Origin of the sequence: Corynebacterium minutissimum (assembly GCF_016889765.1) — a bacterium.
Taxonomy (GTDB): Bacteria; Actinomycetota; Actinomycetes; order Mycobacteriales; family Mycobacteriaceae; genus Corynebacterium; species Corynebacterium minutissimum_B.
This window is the reverse complement of the sequence record NZ_CP069533.1, coordinates 1,749,884-1,767,035: the sequence shown is the minus strand read 5'-3', so window position 1 is coordinate 1,767,035 and position 17,152 is coordinate 1,749,884. Positions and strand designations below refer to the sequence as shown.

Annotated in this window: 17 protein-coding genes; 9 read left to right on the top strand and 8 right to left on the bottom strand. The window is 64.3% G+C overall.

Annotated features, from left to right (window positions below; all coding sequences use genetic code 11):
• Window positions 1-61: 61 nt before the first annotated feature.
• Both I6J26_RS08310 and I6J26_RS08305 read left to right on the top strand, forming a co-directional pair.
• Window positions 62-1,105, top strand: a complete 1,044-nt coding sequence (locus tag I6J26_RS08310) for a methionine ABC transporter ATP-binding protein (protein WP_115021207.1) — start codon at window positions 62-64, stop codon at window positions 1,103-1,105.
• Window positions 1,102-1,782 carry a methionine ABC transporter permease gene (locus I6J26_RS08305; RefSeq protein ID WP_115021206.1) on the top strand — a complete coding sequence of 227 codons (681 nt, stop codon included), beginning with the start codon at window positions 1,102-1,104 and terminating at the stop codon, window positions 1,780-1,782. The genes I6J26_RS08310 and I6J26_RS08305 overlap by 4 nt, the downstream gene beginning before the upstream one ends.
• On the opposite strand, the gene I6J26_RS08300 is transcribed toward I6J26_RS08305, so the two are convergent.
• Entirely contained in the window at window positions 1,779-2,645 is an 867-nt protein-coding gene (locus I6J26_RS08300) for a sucrase ferredoxin (RefSeq protein ID WP_115021205.1), read from the bottom strand. The two genes, I6J26_RS08305 and I6J26_RS08300, sit on opposite strands and share 4 nt — an antisense overlap.
• Before the next feature lie 98 nt (window positions 2,646-2,743).
• Here I6J26_RS08300 and I6J26_RS08295 point away from each other — a divergent pair, with 98 nt between their 5' ends.
• Window positions 2,744-3,370, top strand: coding sequence for an AMIN-like domain-containing (lipo)protein (locus I6J26_RS08295; protein WP_115021204.1), 627 nt, complete (start codon window positions 2,744-2,746; stop codon window positions 3,368-3,370).
• Here I6J26_RS08295 and I6J26_RS08290 read toward each other — a convergent pair.
• Both I6J26_RS08290 and I6J26_RS08285 read right to left on the bottom strand, forming a co-directional pair.
• Window positions 3,367-4,899, bottom strand: coding sequence for a DNA polymerase Y family protein (locus I6J26_RS08290; protein WP_115021203.1), 1,533 nt, complete (start codon window positions 4,897-4,899; stop codon window positions 3,367-3,369). The genes I6J26_RS08295 and I6J26_RS08290 overlap by 4 nt on opposite strands.
• The gene (locus I6J26_RS08285) at window positions 4,896-5,576 is read right to left on the bottom strand and encodes a hypothetical protein (protein ID WP_115021202.1); all 681 of its coding nucleotides are present in this window, start codon (window positions 5,574-5,576) and stop codon (window positions 4,896-4,898) included. Before I6J26_RS08285 ends, I6J26_RS08290 begins: the two co-directional genes overlap by 4 nt.
• Before the next feature lie 59 nt (window positions 5,577-5,635).
• Here I6J26_RS08285 and I6J26_RS08280 point away from each other — a divergent pair, with 59 nt between their 5' ends.
• Window positions 5,636-6,037, top strand: coding sequence for a hypothetical protein (locus I6J26_RS08280; protein WP_115021201.1), 402 nt, complete (start codon window positions 5,636-5,638; stop codon window positions 6,035-6,037).
• Window positions 6,038-6,043: 6 nt separating this feature from the next.
• Here I6J26_RS08280 and I6J26_RS08275 read toward each other — a convergent pair whose 3' ends face one another.
• Both I6J26_RS08275 and I6J26_RS08270 read right to left on the bottom strand, forming a co-directional pair.
• A complete protein-coding gene (locus tag I6J26_RS08275; protein ID WP_115021200.1) occupies window positions 6,044-6,697 on the bottom strand; it encodes a response regulator in 654 nt (217 codons plus the stop codon).
• Between the two features lie 2 nt (window positions 6,698-6,699).
• A complete protein-coding gene (locus I6J26_RS08270; protein WP_115021199.1) occupies window positions 6,700-7,845 on the bottom strand; it encodes an ATP-binding protein in 1,146 nt (381 codons plus the stop codon).
• Window positions 7,846-7,958: 113 nt separating this feature from the next.
• On the opposite strand from I6J26_RS08270, the gene I6J26_RS08265 reads away from it, so the two are divergent.
• From I6J26_RS08265 to I6J26_RS08250, 4 genes are all read left to right on the top strand, one after another.
• The gene (locus I6J26_RS08265) at window positions 7,959-9,017 is read left to right on the top strand and encodes a PspC domain-containing protein (protein WP_115021198.1); all 1,059 of its coding nucleotides are present in this window, start codon (window positions 7,959-7,961) and stop codon (window positions 9,015-9,017) included.
• Between the two features lie 11 nt (window positions 9,018-9,028).
• Window positions 9,029-10,072: a threonine aldolase family protein gene (locus I6J26_RS08260; RefSeq protein ID WP_115021197.1), complete on the top strand. Its 1,044-nt coding sequence runs from the start codon at window positions 9,029-9,031 to the stop codon at window positions 10,070-10,072.
• Window positions 10,073-10,105: 33 nt separating this feature from the next.
• Window positions 10,106-11,185, top strand: coding sequence for an HNH endonuclease signature motif containing protein (locus tag I6J26_RS08255; RefSeq protein ID WP_115021196.1), 1,080 nt, complete (start codon window positions 10,106-10,108; stop codon window positions 11,183-11,185).
• Between the two features lie 226 nt (window positions 11,186-11,411).
• Entirely contained in the window at window positions 11,412-11,990 is a 579-nt protein-coding gene (locus I6J26_RS08250) for a hypothetical protein (RefSeq protein ID WP_115021195.1), read from the top strand.
• 104 nt (window positions 11,991-12,094) lie between these two features.
• On the opposite strand, the gene guaA is transcribed toward I6J26_RS08250, so the two are convergent.
• Window positions 12,095-13,657: a glutamine-hydrolyzing GMP synthase gene (gene guaA, locus I6J26_RS08245; RefSeq protein ID WP_181815333.1), complete on the bottom strand. Its 1,563-nt coding sequence runs from the start codon at window positions 13,655-13,657 to the stop codon at window positions 12,095-12,097.
• A gap of 226 nt (window positions 13,658-13,883) precedes the next feature.
• Here guaA and I6J26_RS08240 point away from each other — a divergent pair, with 226 nt between their 5' ends.
• The gene (locus I6J26_RS08240; RefSeq protein WP_239121747.1) at window positions 13,884-14,471 is read left to right on the top strand and encodes an EamA family transporter; all 588 of its coding nucleotides are present in this window, start codon (window positions 13,884-13,886) and stop codon (window positions 14,469-14,471) included.
• On the opposite strand, the gene I6J26_RS08235 is transcribed toward I6J26_RS08240, so the two are convergent.
• Window positions 14,468-15,610 (bottom strand): GuaB3 family IMP dehydrogenase-related protein, encoded by a 1,143-nt coding sequence (locus I6J26_RS08235; protein WP_115021194.1) that lies wholly within the window; start codon window positions 15,608-15,610, stop codon window positions 14,468-14,470. The genes I6J26_RS08240 and I6J26_RS08235 overlap by 4 nt on opposite strands.
• A gap of 9 nt (window positions 15,611-15,619) precedes the next feature.
• The gene (gene guaB / locus I6J26_RS08230; RefSeq protein ID WP_115021193.1) at window positions 15,620-17,134 is read right to left on the bottom strand and encodes an IMP dehydrogenase; all 1,515 of its coding nucleotides are present in this window, start codon (window positions 17,132-17,134) and stop codon (window positions 15,620-15,622) included.
• Window positions 17,135-17,152 lie beyond the last annotated feature (18 nt).

The following is a 17,152-nucleotide window of genomic DNA, read 5'->3' as shown; positions in this document are numbered from 1 at the left end:
GTGTGGCCGGGGGATTTGGCCGTTACACACGATTCACATAACCCCCACAAGGACACCTCACGTGATTGACCACACTGGCGCCCCTCGAGGCACCCGGATTGAGTTCCGCAACATCACCAAAGTCTTCACAAACAAAAAGACCACTACGAAAGCACTCGATAACGTCTCACTGACCGTCGAGTCCGGCGAGATTGTCGGCATCATCGGCTTCTCGGGTGCCGGCAAGTCCACGCTGGTGCGCATGATCAACGGCCTCGATACCCCAACGTCGGGAGAGCTGCTTCTCGACGGCACCGATGTCGTCGGCATGCCCGAAAAGCAACTGCGCGGCATCCGCCGCAATATCGGCATGATTTTCCAGCAATTCAACCTCATGTCCTCGCGCACCGCGGCGGGCAATATTGAGTACCCGTTGAAGCTGCAGGGCGTCGAGAAGCAGGAGCGTAAGAAGCGCGTTCAGGAGCTTTTGGAATTCGTCGGACTGGCGGACAAGGGCAATAACTACCCGGAGCAGCTCTCCGGTGGCCAGAAGCAGCGCGTCGGCATCGCCCGCGCTTTGGCCAACAACCCTTCCCTGCTGCTGGCGGATGAGGCCACTTCAGCCCTTGACCCGACTACCACGCACGAGGTCCTCGACCTACTGCGCAAGGTCAACCGCGACCTCGGCATCACCATCGTGGTTATTACCCACGAGATGGACGTCGTGCGTTCCATCGCCGACAAGGTCGCCGTTATGGAAAATGGCCGCGTCATTGAGGACGGCAGCGTCTACGAGGTCTTCTCCAATCCGCAGACCAGCGTGGCAGAAAAGTTCGTGGCCACCTCGCTGCGCAATACCCCGGACGTGGTTGAGGCCGATGACCTTCTCGCCCACGAGGGCCGCCTGTTCACCATCAACCTAACCGAAAACTCCGGCTTCTTCGGCGCCGCCGGCAAACTCGCGGACAAGGGCGTGTCCATTGCCGTGGTCCACGGCGGTATTACGACGTTGCAGAAGCATTCCTTTGGCAAGATCACCGTGCGCCTCAACGGCCCGGATGCTGCTATCGAAGAGTTCTACGCGCACATGCAGCGCACCACCGACATTGAGGAGATTCAACGATGAACGTCACCTACCTCGCGGAGGCCAACTGGAGCCGTCTAAGTGGCACGCTTGTCGACGCCATCAAGGACACCCTCATCATGGTCGCCACCACCATGGTGCTTGCGGGCATCATCGGCTTGGTTCTCGGCATCCTGCTCTACACCACCCGCCCAGGCGGAATCCTGCAGAACAAAGTCATCTACTTCATCATCAATATCCTGGTGAACTTCGTTCGCCCGATTCCGTTCATTATTTTGCTGGCCTTCGTCCAGCCGCTCACGGTGGCGGTCTTGGGAAGTTCCATCGGCCGCGAACCCGCCACGTTCGTCATGGTCATTGCGGCTACCTTCGCGGTGGCGCGCATCGTGGAGCAGAACCTCGTGGCGCTCGACCCGGGCGTGATTGAAGCAGCCCGCTCCATGGGCGCCTCGCCGTGGAAGATCATCACTACGGTCATCATTCCGGAAGCGCTGGGCCCGCTGGTGCTGGGCTACACCTTCCTGTTCATCGGCATCGTCGACATGTCCGCCATGGCTGGCTACGTCGGCGGCGGTGGCTTGGGTGACTTCGCCATCGTCTACGGCTACCGCGCCTTCGAGTGGGAAGTCACCGTGGTGGCTACCCTCATCATCATCGTGCTGGTCCAGGCAGCCCAGTTCTTCGGCAACTGGCTCTCGGCGAAGATTATGCGCCGCTAACCGCGTCGCAAGACGCGACGCGCGGTATAAAAGCGAGAGGTCTTGGGCTCGTCTCCACAGGAGGAGACGACGCCGGAGGCCTCTTTTTCTTCGAGTTCCACTACCCACGCGCGGCCATCGCTATGACGCACGGTGACGCTATCCCCCGCCGCGGGCTCATCCGCCGCGGCGACGTGGAGGTCGCCGTAGTGGAGGTTCTCGGAGGCGTCGAGAAGCTCGCGCGCCACGGCGAGTTCTGCCACCTGGCCCTTCGGCGTATTCAGCCCCGAGCCGCGGTTAGCCGGGTAGAAATACTCGCCGCGCAACGCCTTGCCCACAAGCTCGCGGCCGGCCTCCACGTTGAGGCGGCCGAAAGAGTAGCCCCACGGCATGAGCAACACCGAAGGCGCGAAACGGTGGCCCTTAGTGTGCGAGGTCTCCCATACGGTCTCCTCGTATTCACAGGCGAGCGAGGCGGCCAGCGGACGCCCCTTCACCGCGCAGCAGGCATCGCGCTTGGCGTGAGTACACACCAATACCAACGGCAGGCACGTGCCGCGCGGATTCTCCAAGTCAAGGTCCAGAATGTCCTCTGGGCCGTTGAGAATGTAGTCCTGCACAAGGCCCTCGCGGGCCCAGACCACGAAGCAGCGGAAATGCCCCGTACCGCGCTCGCGCCCAGCGCGGCCTGGACGGCGGATGAGCTGCAGGCCGGCTACGCCCTTAAGCTTGCCCTTGAGTTTCTCCGTCAGGCCGGGGCCAAAAGTGTGGCCGTCGAGCACATCTCGGGACCACGCCGCGGGCCACTCGAAGAGGACATAGACGGATTCTTGCTTAGCGGTACCAGCCAAGGGTTCTACCTGGATATCGGAGCAGAAGGTCATGGCGCCAGTTTAACTGTCATCACTTCTTTCACAACAATGTGGTTACGATGTTCACTTCGGTTCCAAGAATTCCGTCTTGGGCGGCTACGCTCGAAGTTATGCCGAAACACACTCTCTCGCGCGCAGCCACCTCCATGGCGGCACTCGTCGCCTCGAGTGCGCTCGTGCTGCAGGGCTGCTCCGTGTCCTCCGACGACACCTCCGCGCCGACCGCTACTGTCGACGCCACCTTGTCCGGCGTGTCCACCTCGACTGCTCAGAACGCCACGGCGCCCGCTGGGCTGACCCCACTGGGTGACGCCAACCTGGAGATGAAAACCCTCCGCCCACCAGTGCCGTCCGAGCTGGTGGTCACGGATGTGCGCGTGGGCAGGCATGATGGTTTTGACCGCGTTGTCTTCGAGTTCACCGGCAATGGTTCACCGGGCTGGTTTATTGATTACGCCGACTCCCCCGCCCAGCAAGGCTCGGGCAACCCGATTTCTTATGAGGGAGCCACGGCGCTAAACGTCAGCATTGACGGCACGGCGTACCCTTTCCAGCTCGATATGGAAGACCCGAACATCGGCACCGTCAAGGGCGCTGGCGGCATGGTGACCCAGGTGGTTAACGCCGGCACCTTCGAGGCCCGTTCGCAGTTCGTCGTCGGTCTCGACGGGCGCCACCCGTACTCCGTCCAGGTACTTAAGGCGCCGACGCGTCTGGTTATCGATATCCAGAACTAGGTATACGTCGCCTCCACCGACCAGCGCCCGCCTGCCCACACGAGGAGCCAGGCGCGCTGGCCGTTGTCGTTTTCGCCCACGACTTGTAGGCGCGCGCAGCGCTGCGCCTCGTTCGGATCCCACCAGCCGGTATCTACTGGCCAAGGTCCGGCCCACCCGGTCACGCGGTAGCGGTGGCGGCCCCACCCTAGGCCCGCAGGTTCACCGGAGAGGAGGGCTTCGGCGGTGACGATGATGTCGGCTGCAGAGGCGTCGATAAGCCGGATGCGCGCGGCGGGGTGTGCCAAGCTCGCCGGCAGCGGCGCGGGGATGCGCCCAGGCCACGTGCCCTCCGGGGCAGGGTCGCGCTGCTCGCCATAGGGAATCAGCTCGATACGCTCGGCCACCCCGCGGCCTGCGGCCGGGCGCGGCTGCAGCACGCGATCCACACCGAGCTGCGACTGCACGCGCGCAATAACCCGCTTGGCGTGCTCCGTCGATTCACCCGCGCCCCACAGCACACTATCCCCAGGTGGGGCGACTTCCACCGGTTCCAGCACAAGCTTCTCGACGCCCCCACCTTCGCCCGCCCGCGCACTACTCAGCCACCCATCGAGCTGCCAGCGCACGCGGTCTGCCGTGGCGGCCTCGCTCAACGCTTCCTGCGTGCGCCAGATGCGCTCGAGGCGCGTACCGCCCTCGAATTCGGCGATGACGCGCAGGCGCATGCAGATAAGGCTCGCGCGATCCAGCACCGCGTGCAGGCGTGCTGCCAGCTGGCGCGCAGCGAAGGCCGCCGCGTCCACGCGCTCAAGAGGCTCCTCGAAGGCTTGCTCCACGCCCAGATCGGGGCGGGCAAGCTCCGGCGCCACGCGCCGATCGGGTGCAGCTGAAGCCACCGCGTGACAGCGCCGCCCGGCTTCCCCGAAGCGCGTGGTGACCTGGCGCAGCGGCAAACCCGCGAGCTCTCCCAACGTGCGCACGCCGAGGCGCTGCACGGTATGGACCGTCTCAGGCGGACAGCCCAACGCCACCTCCGCGGCGAGCACTCCCACCGGTTGCTCCGACAGAAATTCCCGCGATCCGCCTGGGGGAACCACCGCTCCGAGGTTCTCATGACGCGCGGCAATGAGCGCGGTAGCGATCTCGTCAGCAACGCCGACGGTGGCGTCGAGGTGGGCTCTCGAGGAGGCGTCGACAAGCATCTCCACTGCCCTATCCTCACTTCCGTGGAAACGCCCCGCAGCACCCGCATCCACAATGACTAGGCCCGGACGCAGGACCTCCACCGAGGACGCCACCGCATCGAGCCCGGCAGCAATCTCCGCGAAGACCGCACCATCGCGGTCCGGGTTAGCCTCCTCCACTCGCACGTCCGGCAGCACTGCTTGGGCTTGGCGCACACGCATCCCGCGGCGCACTCCGGCCCGGCGCGCCGCCGCGTTGCACACCGCCACGTGGTGCTGGGAGGCAATCACACACGCTGCCCTGTCGGCGTCCTGCAGCGCCTGGATAGGCCAATCCGGGAACCACAGGGCCGCGACTCTCATACCACCTCCAGGCGTGGGCGCTCAGCCCGATCACCGCAGGTGAGCACCCCTCGGCGTGGGCGTGCGCTTTTCGACGCCACCCGCACCTCAATATCCACTCCCCTGATACGCCCGCTGCCGCGGCCTACGCCGCGCACCGCCACGACGTCTGCGCCAATCTCCGTGACCGTACCCGGGAGCCGTGCACCGACGGTCAGCAGTGCCGCTTGTCCGCCGCGCACCTTGGCCAGAACCGGCCGTGCTCGCGTGGGGCTGAGCTCGCCGAGACCTTTGTGCACGACGAGGTCCAGCCCCTCACACAACACCCCGGTGACCGCCCACGGCTCGGCTCCCGGATCGGGCACAACGATGACCCGGGAGACATCCCCTTCCTCGGCCACCTGTGCGAGTAAGAGGTCTGGCCAGCCTACGATGCCCACATGTCCGCCCGCCGCGCTAACATGGGAGACAAGCTCCACCACTAAGGCCGCACATGCGGCGCACGCGGTGGCCCGCTTTCGGGGCAGTCCACCACTTGGGAGCAGCGCAGATAGACCTTCGGGGACGGTAAGCATGTCCACATCCGGCTGAACATCTGCGGCCACGTCTGGCGTTTCCAGACGTTGAATCTGGGCGCGCAAAGCCGCGATCTGGTCGGCCCGTGAGCCACCCGCGACGCGAACACCTGTTTGATTCATAGCTCCTATTATGAACCTCTCACCGGACACGCGCAATTGCACTGGTAGCGTTAGGCGCCATGAACCCCCTCCACGCGCACACCACCCCCATCCCCACTCCACTGTGGGTACGCCTCGGCGCCTCGCTGCTGGCCGGTGCCGCCGTGGCGGTGGGCACGAGCCGTATCCACTTCGGCCTAACGCTCGGGCTCAGTCTGGTCTTGATCCTGGCAGCCTGCGCGCTGGTATTCCTCCACCCCTACCGCCAGCGCATGCGCGAGTTCGCTGAGGATCACAACGTCTCCCTGCTGCCCTCCGCGGCACAGCTGCTACCGCTCATGGTGCTGTGGCTCGCCATCATGGCTGCCCCACTTATCGCTCTACCAGCCTGGGGCAGCGCCCTAGTGTGGGCACTAGTCTTCGGGGCCGCGTTCCTGCTGTTCCCGCACGTGGACGGCTCTCGCAAGCTCGCCTACGCCTAACGCGACTTAAGCCAAATCGCGCGAGGTAGCCCAGCGAGTGAGCTGGTGGCGGTTGGACTGCTGGGTCTTGCGCAAAATGTTGGAGGCATGCGTCTCCACGGTCTTGACAGAGATAAACAACTGCTTGCCAATCTCGCGGTACGTATAGCCGCGGGCAAGCAGCCTTAAGACCTCCAGCTCCCGCCTCGTGAGCGCATCCACCACTGGGTCATGACCTTCCTCCGGCTCCGGTGCGGGCGCGCCGGAGGCAAAAGCATCGAGGACAAAACCTGCTAGGCGCGGCGAGAAATACGCATCCCCACTGTTGACCTGCGCTATCGCTTGGGCTAGGTCGGGGCCGGAAATATTCTTGGTGACATAGCCACGCGCGCCCGCCCGAATTAGCGCAATAACATCCTCTGCCGCATCCGACACGCTCAGCGCCAGAAACACCGGCCGCGATGGCTGGTGCGCCGTCGCGTTCATCACGGCGAGGCCGCCGCCGTCGGGCATGTGAACGTCGAGAAGCACCACGTCCGGCGAGGTACGCGCAATACCCTCCAGCGCCTCCGCAACGGTCCCCGCATCCCCGACGATTTCAATCTCCGGGGACTCCGCCAGCTCCGCGCGCACGCCGGCACGGAAGACAGAGTGATCATCAACCAGAAACACCTTCACCATGCTCATAACGCTACCGTGAGCTCCACCTCGGTGCCCTCCCCCGGGGTCGAGGAAATTCTCACATGCCCACCGACACTCTCTACGCGCGCGCGAATACTATCACGAATGCCGTGCCTATCAGCGGGAATGTCCTCCACCTCGAAACCTACCCCACGGTCACGGACAAAAATGCTCAACTCGCCGGCCAACAGCTCCGCATACACGTCCACCGTATCCACGCCCGCGTGCTTGCCGGCATTCACCATCGCCTCGCGCGCTGCCTGGATGGCAAGCTTGGCGGACTCCGTCAGTTCCGCGTCCTCGCCCACCGTCACCAGGGAGACCCGCAGGTCGAAAAGATCCTCCACTTCCCCACATGCCGCGTCGAGAGCGCCGAAACAGGTGGTGGGGGCGGAGGAGGGGGCGTCGAAAAGCCAGGCCCGCAGCTCACGTTCTTGGGCACGCGCCAAGCGCGTCACCTCGCGCGGATCCTCCGCGCGCTTTTGGATGAGCGCCAGCGTCTGCAGCACCGAATCGTGCAGGCGGGCGGCAATCTCCGTGCGTTCCTCCGACACCGCCTTCGCCGCCTGCTCCTGCGACAGGGAACGCCACAGCTTGAGCACCAGCGGCACCACCAGCGCACCAAAACCCACGAGTGTTAGCGCCGTAGCCACAATCGCCGAACCAGATCCGCTCTCCCACGTCACCGCCGCCACCACAACGCCCACGATGACCAACGCGGCACCAGCCACAACGCTCACCATGCCCACCGGCGTATTCAAGCCACGGTCGTAAGCTAGCCACGCCAAGACCGCGCCGACGCCCACAGCAGCCAACGGCACCAATGCGCTTGGCGACGCCCCCGATACCCCCAACACCCCAATTACCCCTCCTACCAGCGCTAAGAACACCAGCAGGAGGGAGGAAGGGTTGCGGGAGGAGGGGCCGTCGTCAAGCGCAGGCGTGGACATCCACAACCCGGCATAGACCATCGCGCCCACCCCGCCCATCACCGTCAGCACGGTAAGAGCGATGCGTACGTAGAGAACCGGAACCTGCAGATGCTGGGCGAGCCCCGCAGCCACGCCGGCCACCACGCGATCGGACTGGGGCCGCGACATCAAGGGATAAGGCGCCGCGTTTTCTGCAGGCACATAGGGCGAAGTCATACCAACTATCGTTGCACGGCGAACCTCGCATGCACATCAGGGACAACCCCGAGGCGGAAAAATCAGGGCGATTACCGATACCGCCGCGAGGCCCCGCACGGCACCATAAAAGTATGACGAAGAACAACACACTCAACCAGATGTGGACGACCCGCCCCGTCCGCCTTCCCAAGAAACAGGGCGGCGACGCGCACATCGCCGGTGTCTGCGAAGGCATCGCGGTGCGCTACCAGATTGACCCCACGCTCGTGCGCGTGGCTTTTGTGGTCGCAGCACTCGCCTTCGGCGGTGGCATCGCCGCCTACCTCGCTGCCTGGGCAATCATGCCGCGCTACGGCTCGCCCTACTGTCCGCTCGATGCGGCCTTAGGCAAAGATGGCGCCAAGGAGGAGCAGGAGCTCGGCTGGATGCTGATTATCGGAGTCCTTCTCACTTTAGGCTCCGGCCCGTTATTCCTGAGCGAGCAATACTTCGCCGGTCTTCCCTCTGCCACGCTAACCTTCGGGCTGTGTGCGCTGGCCTGGTACGCCCTTCACCACCGCGAGCCGCTGCCGCCCGGCGGGCTATTAGCCGCTGAGCAGCCGGTGCGTGAGGAGCCCGTTAACCTCAACAGTTATAGCCCTGCGGAAGGCCACCCCTTCCCGCCCGGCCGCACCACCCCGCCGTCCTGGGATCCGCTCGGCGTGGTACCTGAAGCTTGGGACCTGCCGGAACCGGGCCCGCGAGAAGAACCGACAAAGAAGCGTGGTTCGCAGTGGGCTGAGGCCGCGATTGCTCTTGGTGCTGTGGGAGTCGCCCTGACGGTTGCCTTCCTCGGGGTCTCCTTCCAGTCAGAAGTCGACGGCGATGAGTCCGGGTTCCGCGCCCGCTTCAATGTCGGTTCTCAGCACATCGCCCCTACCAGCGCAGAGGAGCTCGAGGAATACTATGACCTGGGTATCGGCACCTCAACGGTGGACTTGAGCCAGCTGCACGACCTGAAAGACAAACACGACGTCACCATCGATATCGGCATCGGCACCGTGGAGGTCATCCTCCCGAAGGACGTCCCGGTATCGCTCACCTGCGACGGCGGCTTGGGCGAAAGCAATTGCACCGACCGCCATGACGATGATGCGCTGCTGGATATCCACATCGACGAGGGCATCGGCGAGCTCACCGTCACCGGCTAAACTGGCCCACTATGAGACACTTCGGCAACGATTACCACCGCTCCGCTCACCCCCGCGTCCTTGATGCCATCCCGGGGGCGGGCGGGGCCTATGCCGGCTACGGCACCGATGAGCTTTGTGCTGCGGCCGCCGATACCCTGCGCGCCGCCTGCCAGGCGCCGGATGCCGAGGTGCACTTCATGGTCGGAGGCACCCAGGCCAACGCCACCGTCATCGCCCACCGGCTGCGCCCCTGGGAAGGTGTTATTGCGGCGGATAGCGGGCACATCGCCACGCACGAGACGGGCGCTATCGAGCACACCGGACACAAGGTCATCACGCTGCCAAACCAGTTGGGCAAGATCACCGCCGCGCAGGTCCGCGCGTGTGTGGAGGAGTACCGCGCTTCTGGGATTGAGGAGCACATGCCCGAACCCGCGCTGGTCTACATCACGCAGCCCACTGAATACGGCACCACCTATACCCGCGCGGAGCTCGTGGCCCTGCGCGAGGTGTGTGACGAGTACGAGTTGCGCCTGTTTGTCGACGGCGCCCGCCTCGGCTACGGCCTTTCTGCCGCGGATGTCAGCCTGCCGGATCTTGCCGCGCTTGTCGACGTCTTCACCATCGGCGGCACCAAATGCGGTGCCCTCTTCGGCGAGGCCATCGTCTTCCCCGCAGGTGCACCGCGCTTCCGCCACGCCATGAAACAACACGGCGGGCTGCTAGCTAAAGGATGGTTGCTCGGTGCGCAGTTCTCCGCCCTCTTCAGCACGCCCGCTGAGGCTGCAGCTCCGGCAACGCTCTACGAACAAATCTGCGCCCGCGCCAACGCCCAGGCCCAGCGTATCGCCGAGGCATTCCGCGCCGTCGGCATCGACATGCTCTTTGACTCCCCCACCAACCAGCAGTTTGCACTTCTTACCCGCGAGCAGGAAGACCAGCTCAAGAAAAACTTTGTGTGCGAGTTCTTTGGCGAACATGAAGATAAGCGCGTGGTGCGTTTCTGTACGGCGTGGTCGACGGAGGAGGGGGACGTCGATAAGCTGTGTACTGCGATTTCTTCGCTCAAGTAGCGCGATCACACGACCTGGTTTAGGCTGTGGCCTATGCAACTGGGGGGTTACATTCAGGCACTAGCGCATGGGCTCGACGTGGTCGAGCAGTGCGCCGGTGTCACGCGCGCGCAACTGGTTCAGATGGGCGCGCAGCCCGACTTCGCGGCGAAGCTTCTCAACCTGCACGAGGTGTACTTCGGCGATACCATGTTCCGCTCCCGGCAGCGCAAAGCGCGCCGCACGCGCCACGATGTGTTCACGCTCCTTGATATCGAGCGTTACTGTTCTCGACTCAAGGCACGCAAGGCCTGGGAGCTGCGCCAGCTGCTGGCCGCTACCCCGCGGGAGAAGATCGCCATAGTGGCGAAGGCGAAGCTCAAGGAATGGCGCCCGCCCAAGGACCCCGCCCCGGGCGTGCGCGTGACGCGCCGGGAAGGCCGCAACCACACGCTGAGCATCACGGATAGCTCGTTGAACATCTCGAAGCTGCTGGCCGTACTCAAGACGACCGACAAGGACTTGCTCACCACAGCGCATACCGTGTTCCGCGGCGGGGGCGGCTCGGGTCAGAAGCTCCAATCCAACGTCATCGTGCGCCTCGATGAGATGGACCGCATCATTGACGGCGATGGTGAGGAGATTGAGCTGCAGCTGACCAACGGTGCCACGATGACCGGTGCGGAGTTTGTGCGCGAAAAGCTTGCCGACGTCGGCCTCATCACCCTTATCCATCCCCACCACGGCCCCGTCAACCTCTACATGGCCAGCCGCTTTGCCAGCCCGAAGCAGCGTCTTGCTTTATCGGCGGAGCATCCCACGTGTGCGTGGCCCGGCTGCAATGCGCCTGCTGAGGACTCGCAGATTCATCACCTCATTCGCTTCCAAGATGGTGGGCCGACCAACATGGCCAATATGGTGCCGCTGTGCGCGTATCACAACGCGGTCAACGACGATGACCCCGAGCGCCCTACCGGCCGTGGACGCCTCGACCGCATCGACGGCCGCGTGCATTACCTGCCGCCGTGGGCGGGCCCACCCGTTCCTATTCCCAGCCCCGCGCACCCGCCGCCCTCGTCCTCACCGCCTGGTGGTTCAGTCAGCCCTCGCCCAGGCGAACCACCGCCGGGTTAGGCCGTGTAGTCCGCGCCGATTCACCGACGCACCGCGCGTCCAAGCTTCCGACCAGCCGCTCACTGAGGAATAGTCCTCGGTGCGCGGCTACACGTGCGCGCCACTCTAAAAGACCCGTTCAGAGGGCTATTTCTTCGCCTTCACCGGGCTGGAATTAATGCGTTATTGGAGCGCTGGGGAATCATCCCCTTCCGACTGAAAGCGGCCTATTGCTAGCGTTCGGGTCATGAAATATTCCCTGATTCTTCCCTGCATCCTCGGCTGCGCGGCACTCGCCGCCTGCTCCCCTGCCGCCGCCGTTGCCTTCAACCCCGGCGGAGCACATGCCGGCACGACAGACACCTGCGCCACCGAAAACGCTTACTTCCACACGCGCTATGGCCTCGGTGCTGAGGGAGCCACCGCTTTGCGCAGCGACGTCGTGCCCCGACTCTATTTCACCGTGACCGATGGCGGCTACAATCCCTGCGCACCTATCAGCTACTCCGTGCTGAGCGGTACATACGGCAACCTCAACGGGCCAGGCGGGCTCGGTTCGTCGATTGCCCAAGGCCTCATCGTCTGGTCGGGTTCGACCCCATTGGCCAACACCGGCGTGACGGCAGCCAGCATCGAGAATGTGCAGGTGCTAAGCGACGACACCCTCCAAGCCACCTTCGGCCGCCGCGGCGGCGCCACGGCGGAAGGGATCACGGAGCGCGCTACCGTTCAGCTCCAGATCCAAGGCGACCAGCTCGTGCCGATCAGTGGTGACATCGCACTCTACAACGACATGATCAGCGGCCCGCCCACCATCATTCCCTAAACCGCCCAGCAACCACCGCCGGGCACAATGCACAGCGCGGCCGCGCCCTTGAATCATTAGGGCACGGCCGCGCACATCTGCGAGGGATTTTTATCCCCACGCGTTTACTCCCACTCAATCGTTCCCGGCGGCTTCGACGTCACGTCGAGCACGACTCGGTTAACATCCTTGACCTCGTTGGTAATACGGGTGGAGATTTTCTCCAGCACGTCGTACGGCAGGCGGGTCCAGTCCGCGGTCATCGCATCCTCGGAGGACACCGGGCGCAGGACGATTGGGTGGCCGTAGGTGCGGCCATCGCCTTGGACGCCGACCGAGCGGACGTCGGCAAGCAGCACCACCGGGCACTGCCAAATCTCGCCATCCAGGCCAGCGTTGGTCAGCTCAGTACGCGCGATGAGGTCTGCCTGACGCAAGGTCTCAAGACGCTCCTCGGTGACCTCACCAATGATGCGGATGCCCAGGCCCGGGCCCGGGAAAGGCTGACGCGCCACGATTTCTTCCGGCAGGCCCAGTTCACGGCCAACCGCACGAACCTCGTCCTTGAAGAGCAGGCGCAGCGGCTCGACGAGCTCGAACTCGACGTCGTCAGGCAGGCCGCCCACGTTGTGATGGGACTTAATGTTCGCGGTACCGTCACCGCCGCCAGACTCCACCACGTCCGGGTAGAGCGTGCCCTGCACCAAGAAGGCGGCATCCTGGCCGTCCAGCGCCTGGTCGACGGCGCGCTCGAAGGAGCGGATGAACTCCGCACCGATGGCCTTACGCTTAGCCTCCGGCTCGGTCACACCAGCCAGCTTGGAAAGGAAAGCCTCGCGCTCATCAGCGGTGATGAGCTTCGCGCCAGTCGACGCCACGAAGTCCTTCTCCACCTGCTCACGCTCGCCCGCGCGCAGCAGGCCGTGGTCGACGAAGACACAGGTCAAACGGTCACCGATGGCGCGCTGCACCAGCGCGGCGGCCACGGCGGAATCCACGCCGCCGGACAGGGCACAAATCGCGCGGCCTTCCTCACCGATCTGCTCACGCACATCCTCGATGAGGCGCTCCGCAATGTTCTCAGCAGTCCAGTTCTGTTCCAGACCAGCCACCTCAGTAAGGAAGCGGGTGAGTACCTCCTGGCCGTGCGGCGAGTGCAGGACCTCCGGGTGGTACTGCACGCCTGCCATCTTCTTGGACAAGCACTCCATAGCGGCCACAGGCGCACCATCGGAAGAGGCAGTCACTTCGAAGCCCTCCGGAGCTTCAGAGACCGAATCGCCGTGGGACATCCATACCTTGTGGGTTTCCTCCAGGCCCTTATGCAGCACGCCGCCGGACACGGTCATGTCCGTGCGGCCGTACTCGCGAGCACCGGTGGCGGCCACGGTGCCACCGAGGACGCGAGTCATGGACTGGAAGCCGTAGCAGATACCAAAGACCGGAATGCCGAGCTCGAGCAGCTCCGGCTTCAGCGCTGGGGCGCCGTCGGCATACACCGACGACGGCCCGCCGGAAAGAATCAGCGCAGCCGGGTTTTTGGCTTTGATGTCTTCTACCGACGCAGAGTTTGGGACAACCTCGGAGTAGATGTTGGCCTCACGTACGCGCCGGGCGATGAGCTGCGCGTACTGGGCGCCAAAGTCCACCACGAGGACAGGACGCGGGGTTGTATTTGGGGTAGTCACGGCCACCAGTTTAACGCAGTGCTCCTTTCGCAGTGAATGTCGAGGGAATGTAGGACAATAGCCCGCTCGCTATCCTGTGCGTCATTGGCTCATGCATCTCGCTGCAGCTGGGCGCGAGCCTAGCCATCTAGCTCTTTCCTCATGCAGGAACGTGGGGAACGGCGTCGATGCGTTTGCTGGTAGCCTCGGCAATCCTGTTGCTCATCGCGCGTCCAAAAGCGCACACGTGGAACCGTTAAAAGTGGATTTCGGCTGCGCTGTTTGGCGTGTCATTGGGGTTGATGAATGGCTTCTTCTACGCGTGGTTCCGCTAGGCCCCGCGGTAACCATTGAGTTCGTGGGCCCGTTGCTGTTAGCGGCGGTGCTGTCGCGGTCGCTTCGCGACGCCACCTGCGTCACCCTCGCCCTCATCGGCATGGCCCTACTGGGCGTGGACTCGTTGACCGGAGAGCCGCTCAACCCGCGCGGCGCGCTAGTGCTGGTCAGCGATCCGTGGTTGCTGTTCGTGGCGTTGGGAACGGGCGTGCTGGCATCACTTATCCCCTACTCACTCGAGTTCATCGCTCTCAAGCGCCTTGCCCCCAATGTGTTTTCCATCCTCATCGCCCTCGAGCCGGTGTTCGCCGCCTTCTTCGGCTGGCTCCTCCTATCCCCGGGCGTGACCGCGCTAAAGCTCACGGCCATTGCCTTGGTGGTGTTGGCATCGGTTGTCCAAACGATGGTGCCGGCGCGCGGGCACATCATTTTCCGCACAATTGCACTGCGCCCGCGCCGCCCCCGAGCCCCGTGGCGCTTCCGCCGCCCGCAGAATTAACGGACGGCCAGGCCCACCTTCTGGAAGGACTTCAGGTCCGTGTAGCCGCACTTGGCCATGGCACGCTTGAGGCCACCGACGAGGTTGAGCTCACCCAGTGGCTCATTGGATGGGCCATGCACGACGACCTCGAGGGACGGCGATCCCGCTGGGGCATCCTCGTCGTCGGCAGCGCCGAGGAGGGTGCCAGCCACGCCAACCGGCTCGATGACGCCGCGCGGGAAACGCGGGTGGCCGGCCGTCGACGGCCAGTACCAGCCCTTACCGCCTGCCTCCGCCGCACGCGCGAGGACCGGACCCAGAACGACGCCATCGGCGCCACAAGCAATGGCCTTGGCGATGTCTGCGGAGGTGTGGATGTCGCCGTCGGCAAGCACATGCACGTAGCGGCCCCCGGTTTCATCCAGGTAATCGCGGCGAGCGGCCGCAACGTCTGCGATGGTGGTCGCCATCGGGATATCAATGCCGAGCGTCTCCGGGTTAGTGTTCACACCGGAGCCGACGATGATGCCGGCCGCGCCCGCACGCATAAGGTGCAGGGCCGTGGTGTAATCCGCCACGCCACCAGCAATAACTGGGGTGTCCAGCGAACCGATGAATTCCTTGAGGTTGAGCGGCTCGCCGCCGGTCTGCACGTGCTCGGCGGAAATCAGGGTGCCGTGGATGAACAGCAGCTCCGCGCCGGCCTTAATGACCACGGGCGCCAACTCGCGAGCGCGCTGCGGGGACACGCGCACGGCCACGGTCACTCCGGAATCGCGCACCTGCGCGATGCGCTCGGCCAGCAGTTCTTCATTGAGGGGCGCGGCATGCAGCTCCTGCAGCGTAGACAGGTCGCCGAAGTTCTCCGTCACGCGGGCAATCGCGCCCTCCAAGTCCTCGTGACGGCCCCACAGGCCCTCTGCGTTGATGACACCAAGGCCTCCCTGCTTGCCCATCTCAATGACAAACTCGGGAGTGGCAAGAGCATCAGTCGGCGCCGAGACGAACGGAACGTCGAAGGTGTAGGCGTCAATGTTCCAGGACGTGTCCACGTCCTTGGAGGAACGCGTACGACGAGTGGGCACCAGGGAAACCTGGCTGAGGTCATAGGTGCGGCGTGCCTCGCGGCCGACGCCAATTTCTACGTAATCGCGCATATTGGGTCCTTAACGGTAGTTCGGAGCTTCGACGATCTGCTGAAGGTGGTGCGGGTGAGATTCCTTGAGTCCTGCAGCGGTGATTTGGACAAACTGCTTGGTCTTCAGCTCGGCCAAGGTGGCGGAACCGGTGTAGCCCATGGAGGCACGCAGGCCGCCGACAATCTGGTGAACTATGGCATCAATGTCACCGCGGAACGGCACGCGGCCCTCCACGCCTTCCGGCACCAGCTTGTCCTCGCTGCGCACATCTGCCTGGAAGTAGCGGTCCTTAGAGTAGGAGCGCTTCTCGCCTGTGAGCCCGCGGCCCTGCATCGCGCCCATCGAGCCCATGCCGCGGTAGCGCTTGTACTGCTTGCCCTGAACCACGACGATATCGCCCGGGGACTCGGTAGTGCCCGCGAGCATAGAGCCCAGCATGACCGCATCCGCGCCGGCCGCGAGGGCCTTGGCGATATCGCCGGAGTACTGCATACCGCCATCCGCGATGACCGGCACGCCCGCCGGACCAGCTGCGGAGGCGGCTTCCATAATGGCGGTAATCTGCGGCGCGCCCACGCCCGCCACGACGCGGGTAGTACAGATAGAGCCGGGGCCGATACCGACCTTGATGGCATCCGCGCCGGCCTCAATCATGTCGCGGGCGGCAGCACGGGTGGCTAGGTTGCCGCCGATGACGTCGACGCGGTCACCGAAGTCCTTCTGCACGCGGGAGACCATCTCGAGCACGCGGTTGTTGTGGGCGTGGGCAGAGTCGACGACGAGGACGTCCACGGAGGCGTCGACAAGCTGGCCCGCGCGCTGGTAGGACTCCTCGCCGGTACCGATACCCGCCGCCACGAGCAGGCGCCCAGAGCTGTCCTTGGAAGCATTGGGGAACTGCTCGGTCTTGACAAAGTCCTTGACGGTGATGAGGCCGACGAGCTTGTTGCCATCATCGACGATAGGAAGCTTCTCCACCTTATTAGCGGACAGCAGCGCCAGCGCCTCGTCCTTGCTGACACCTTCCTTGGCCACAACCAGCGGCATCGGCGTCATAATCTCAGAGACGGTGCGGGAGAAATCCGGCTCGAAGCGCATGTCACGGTTGGTGCAGATACCCACGAGGACGCCCTGCTTATCGACGACCGGCAGTCCCGAAATCCGGTACCGCGCGCACAGCGTATCGATTTCGTCGATAGTCATGTCCGGGGTGGCAGTCACGGGATCGGTGACCATGCCGGATTCGGAGCGCTTCACAATCTCGACCTGTTGCGCCTGGTCCTCAGCGGACAGGTTGCGGTGGAGCACGCCGATGCCGCCCTGGCGGGCCATGCCGATGGCCATGCGGGCCTCGGTCACCGTATCCATCGCAGCGGAGGCCAGCGGCACGCCGAGGCGAATGTTGCGGGTGAACTGCGCCGAGGTATCCACCTCGGAGGGAACGACGTTGGATTCTGCCGGAAGCAACAAAACGTCATCGAACGTGAGGCCGTAGAGTGCAATCTTGTCGGGGTTGTCTCCGCCGGTGTGGACGTGGCTCATGAGGGTAAAGCTCTCCTA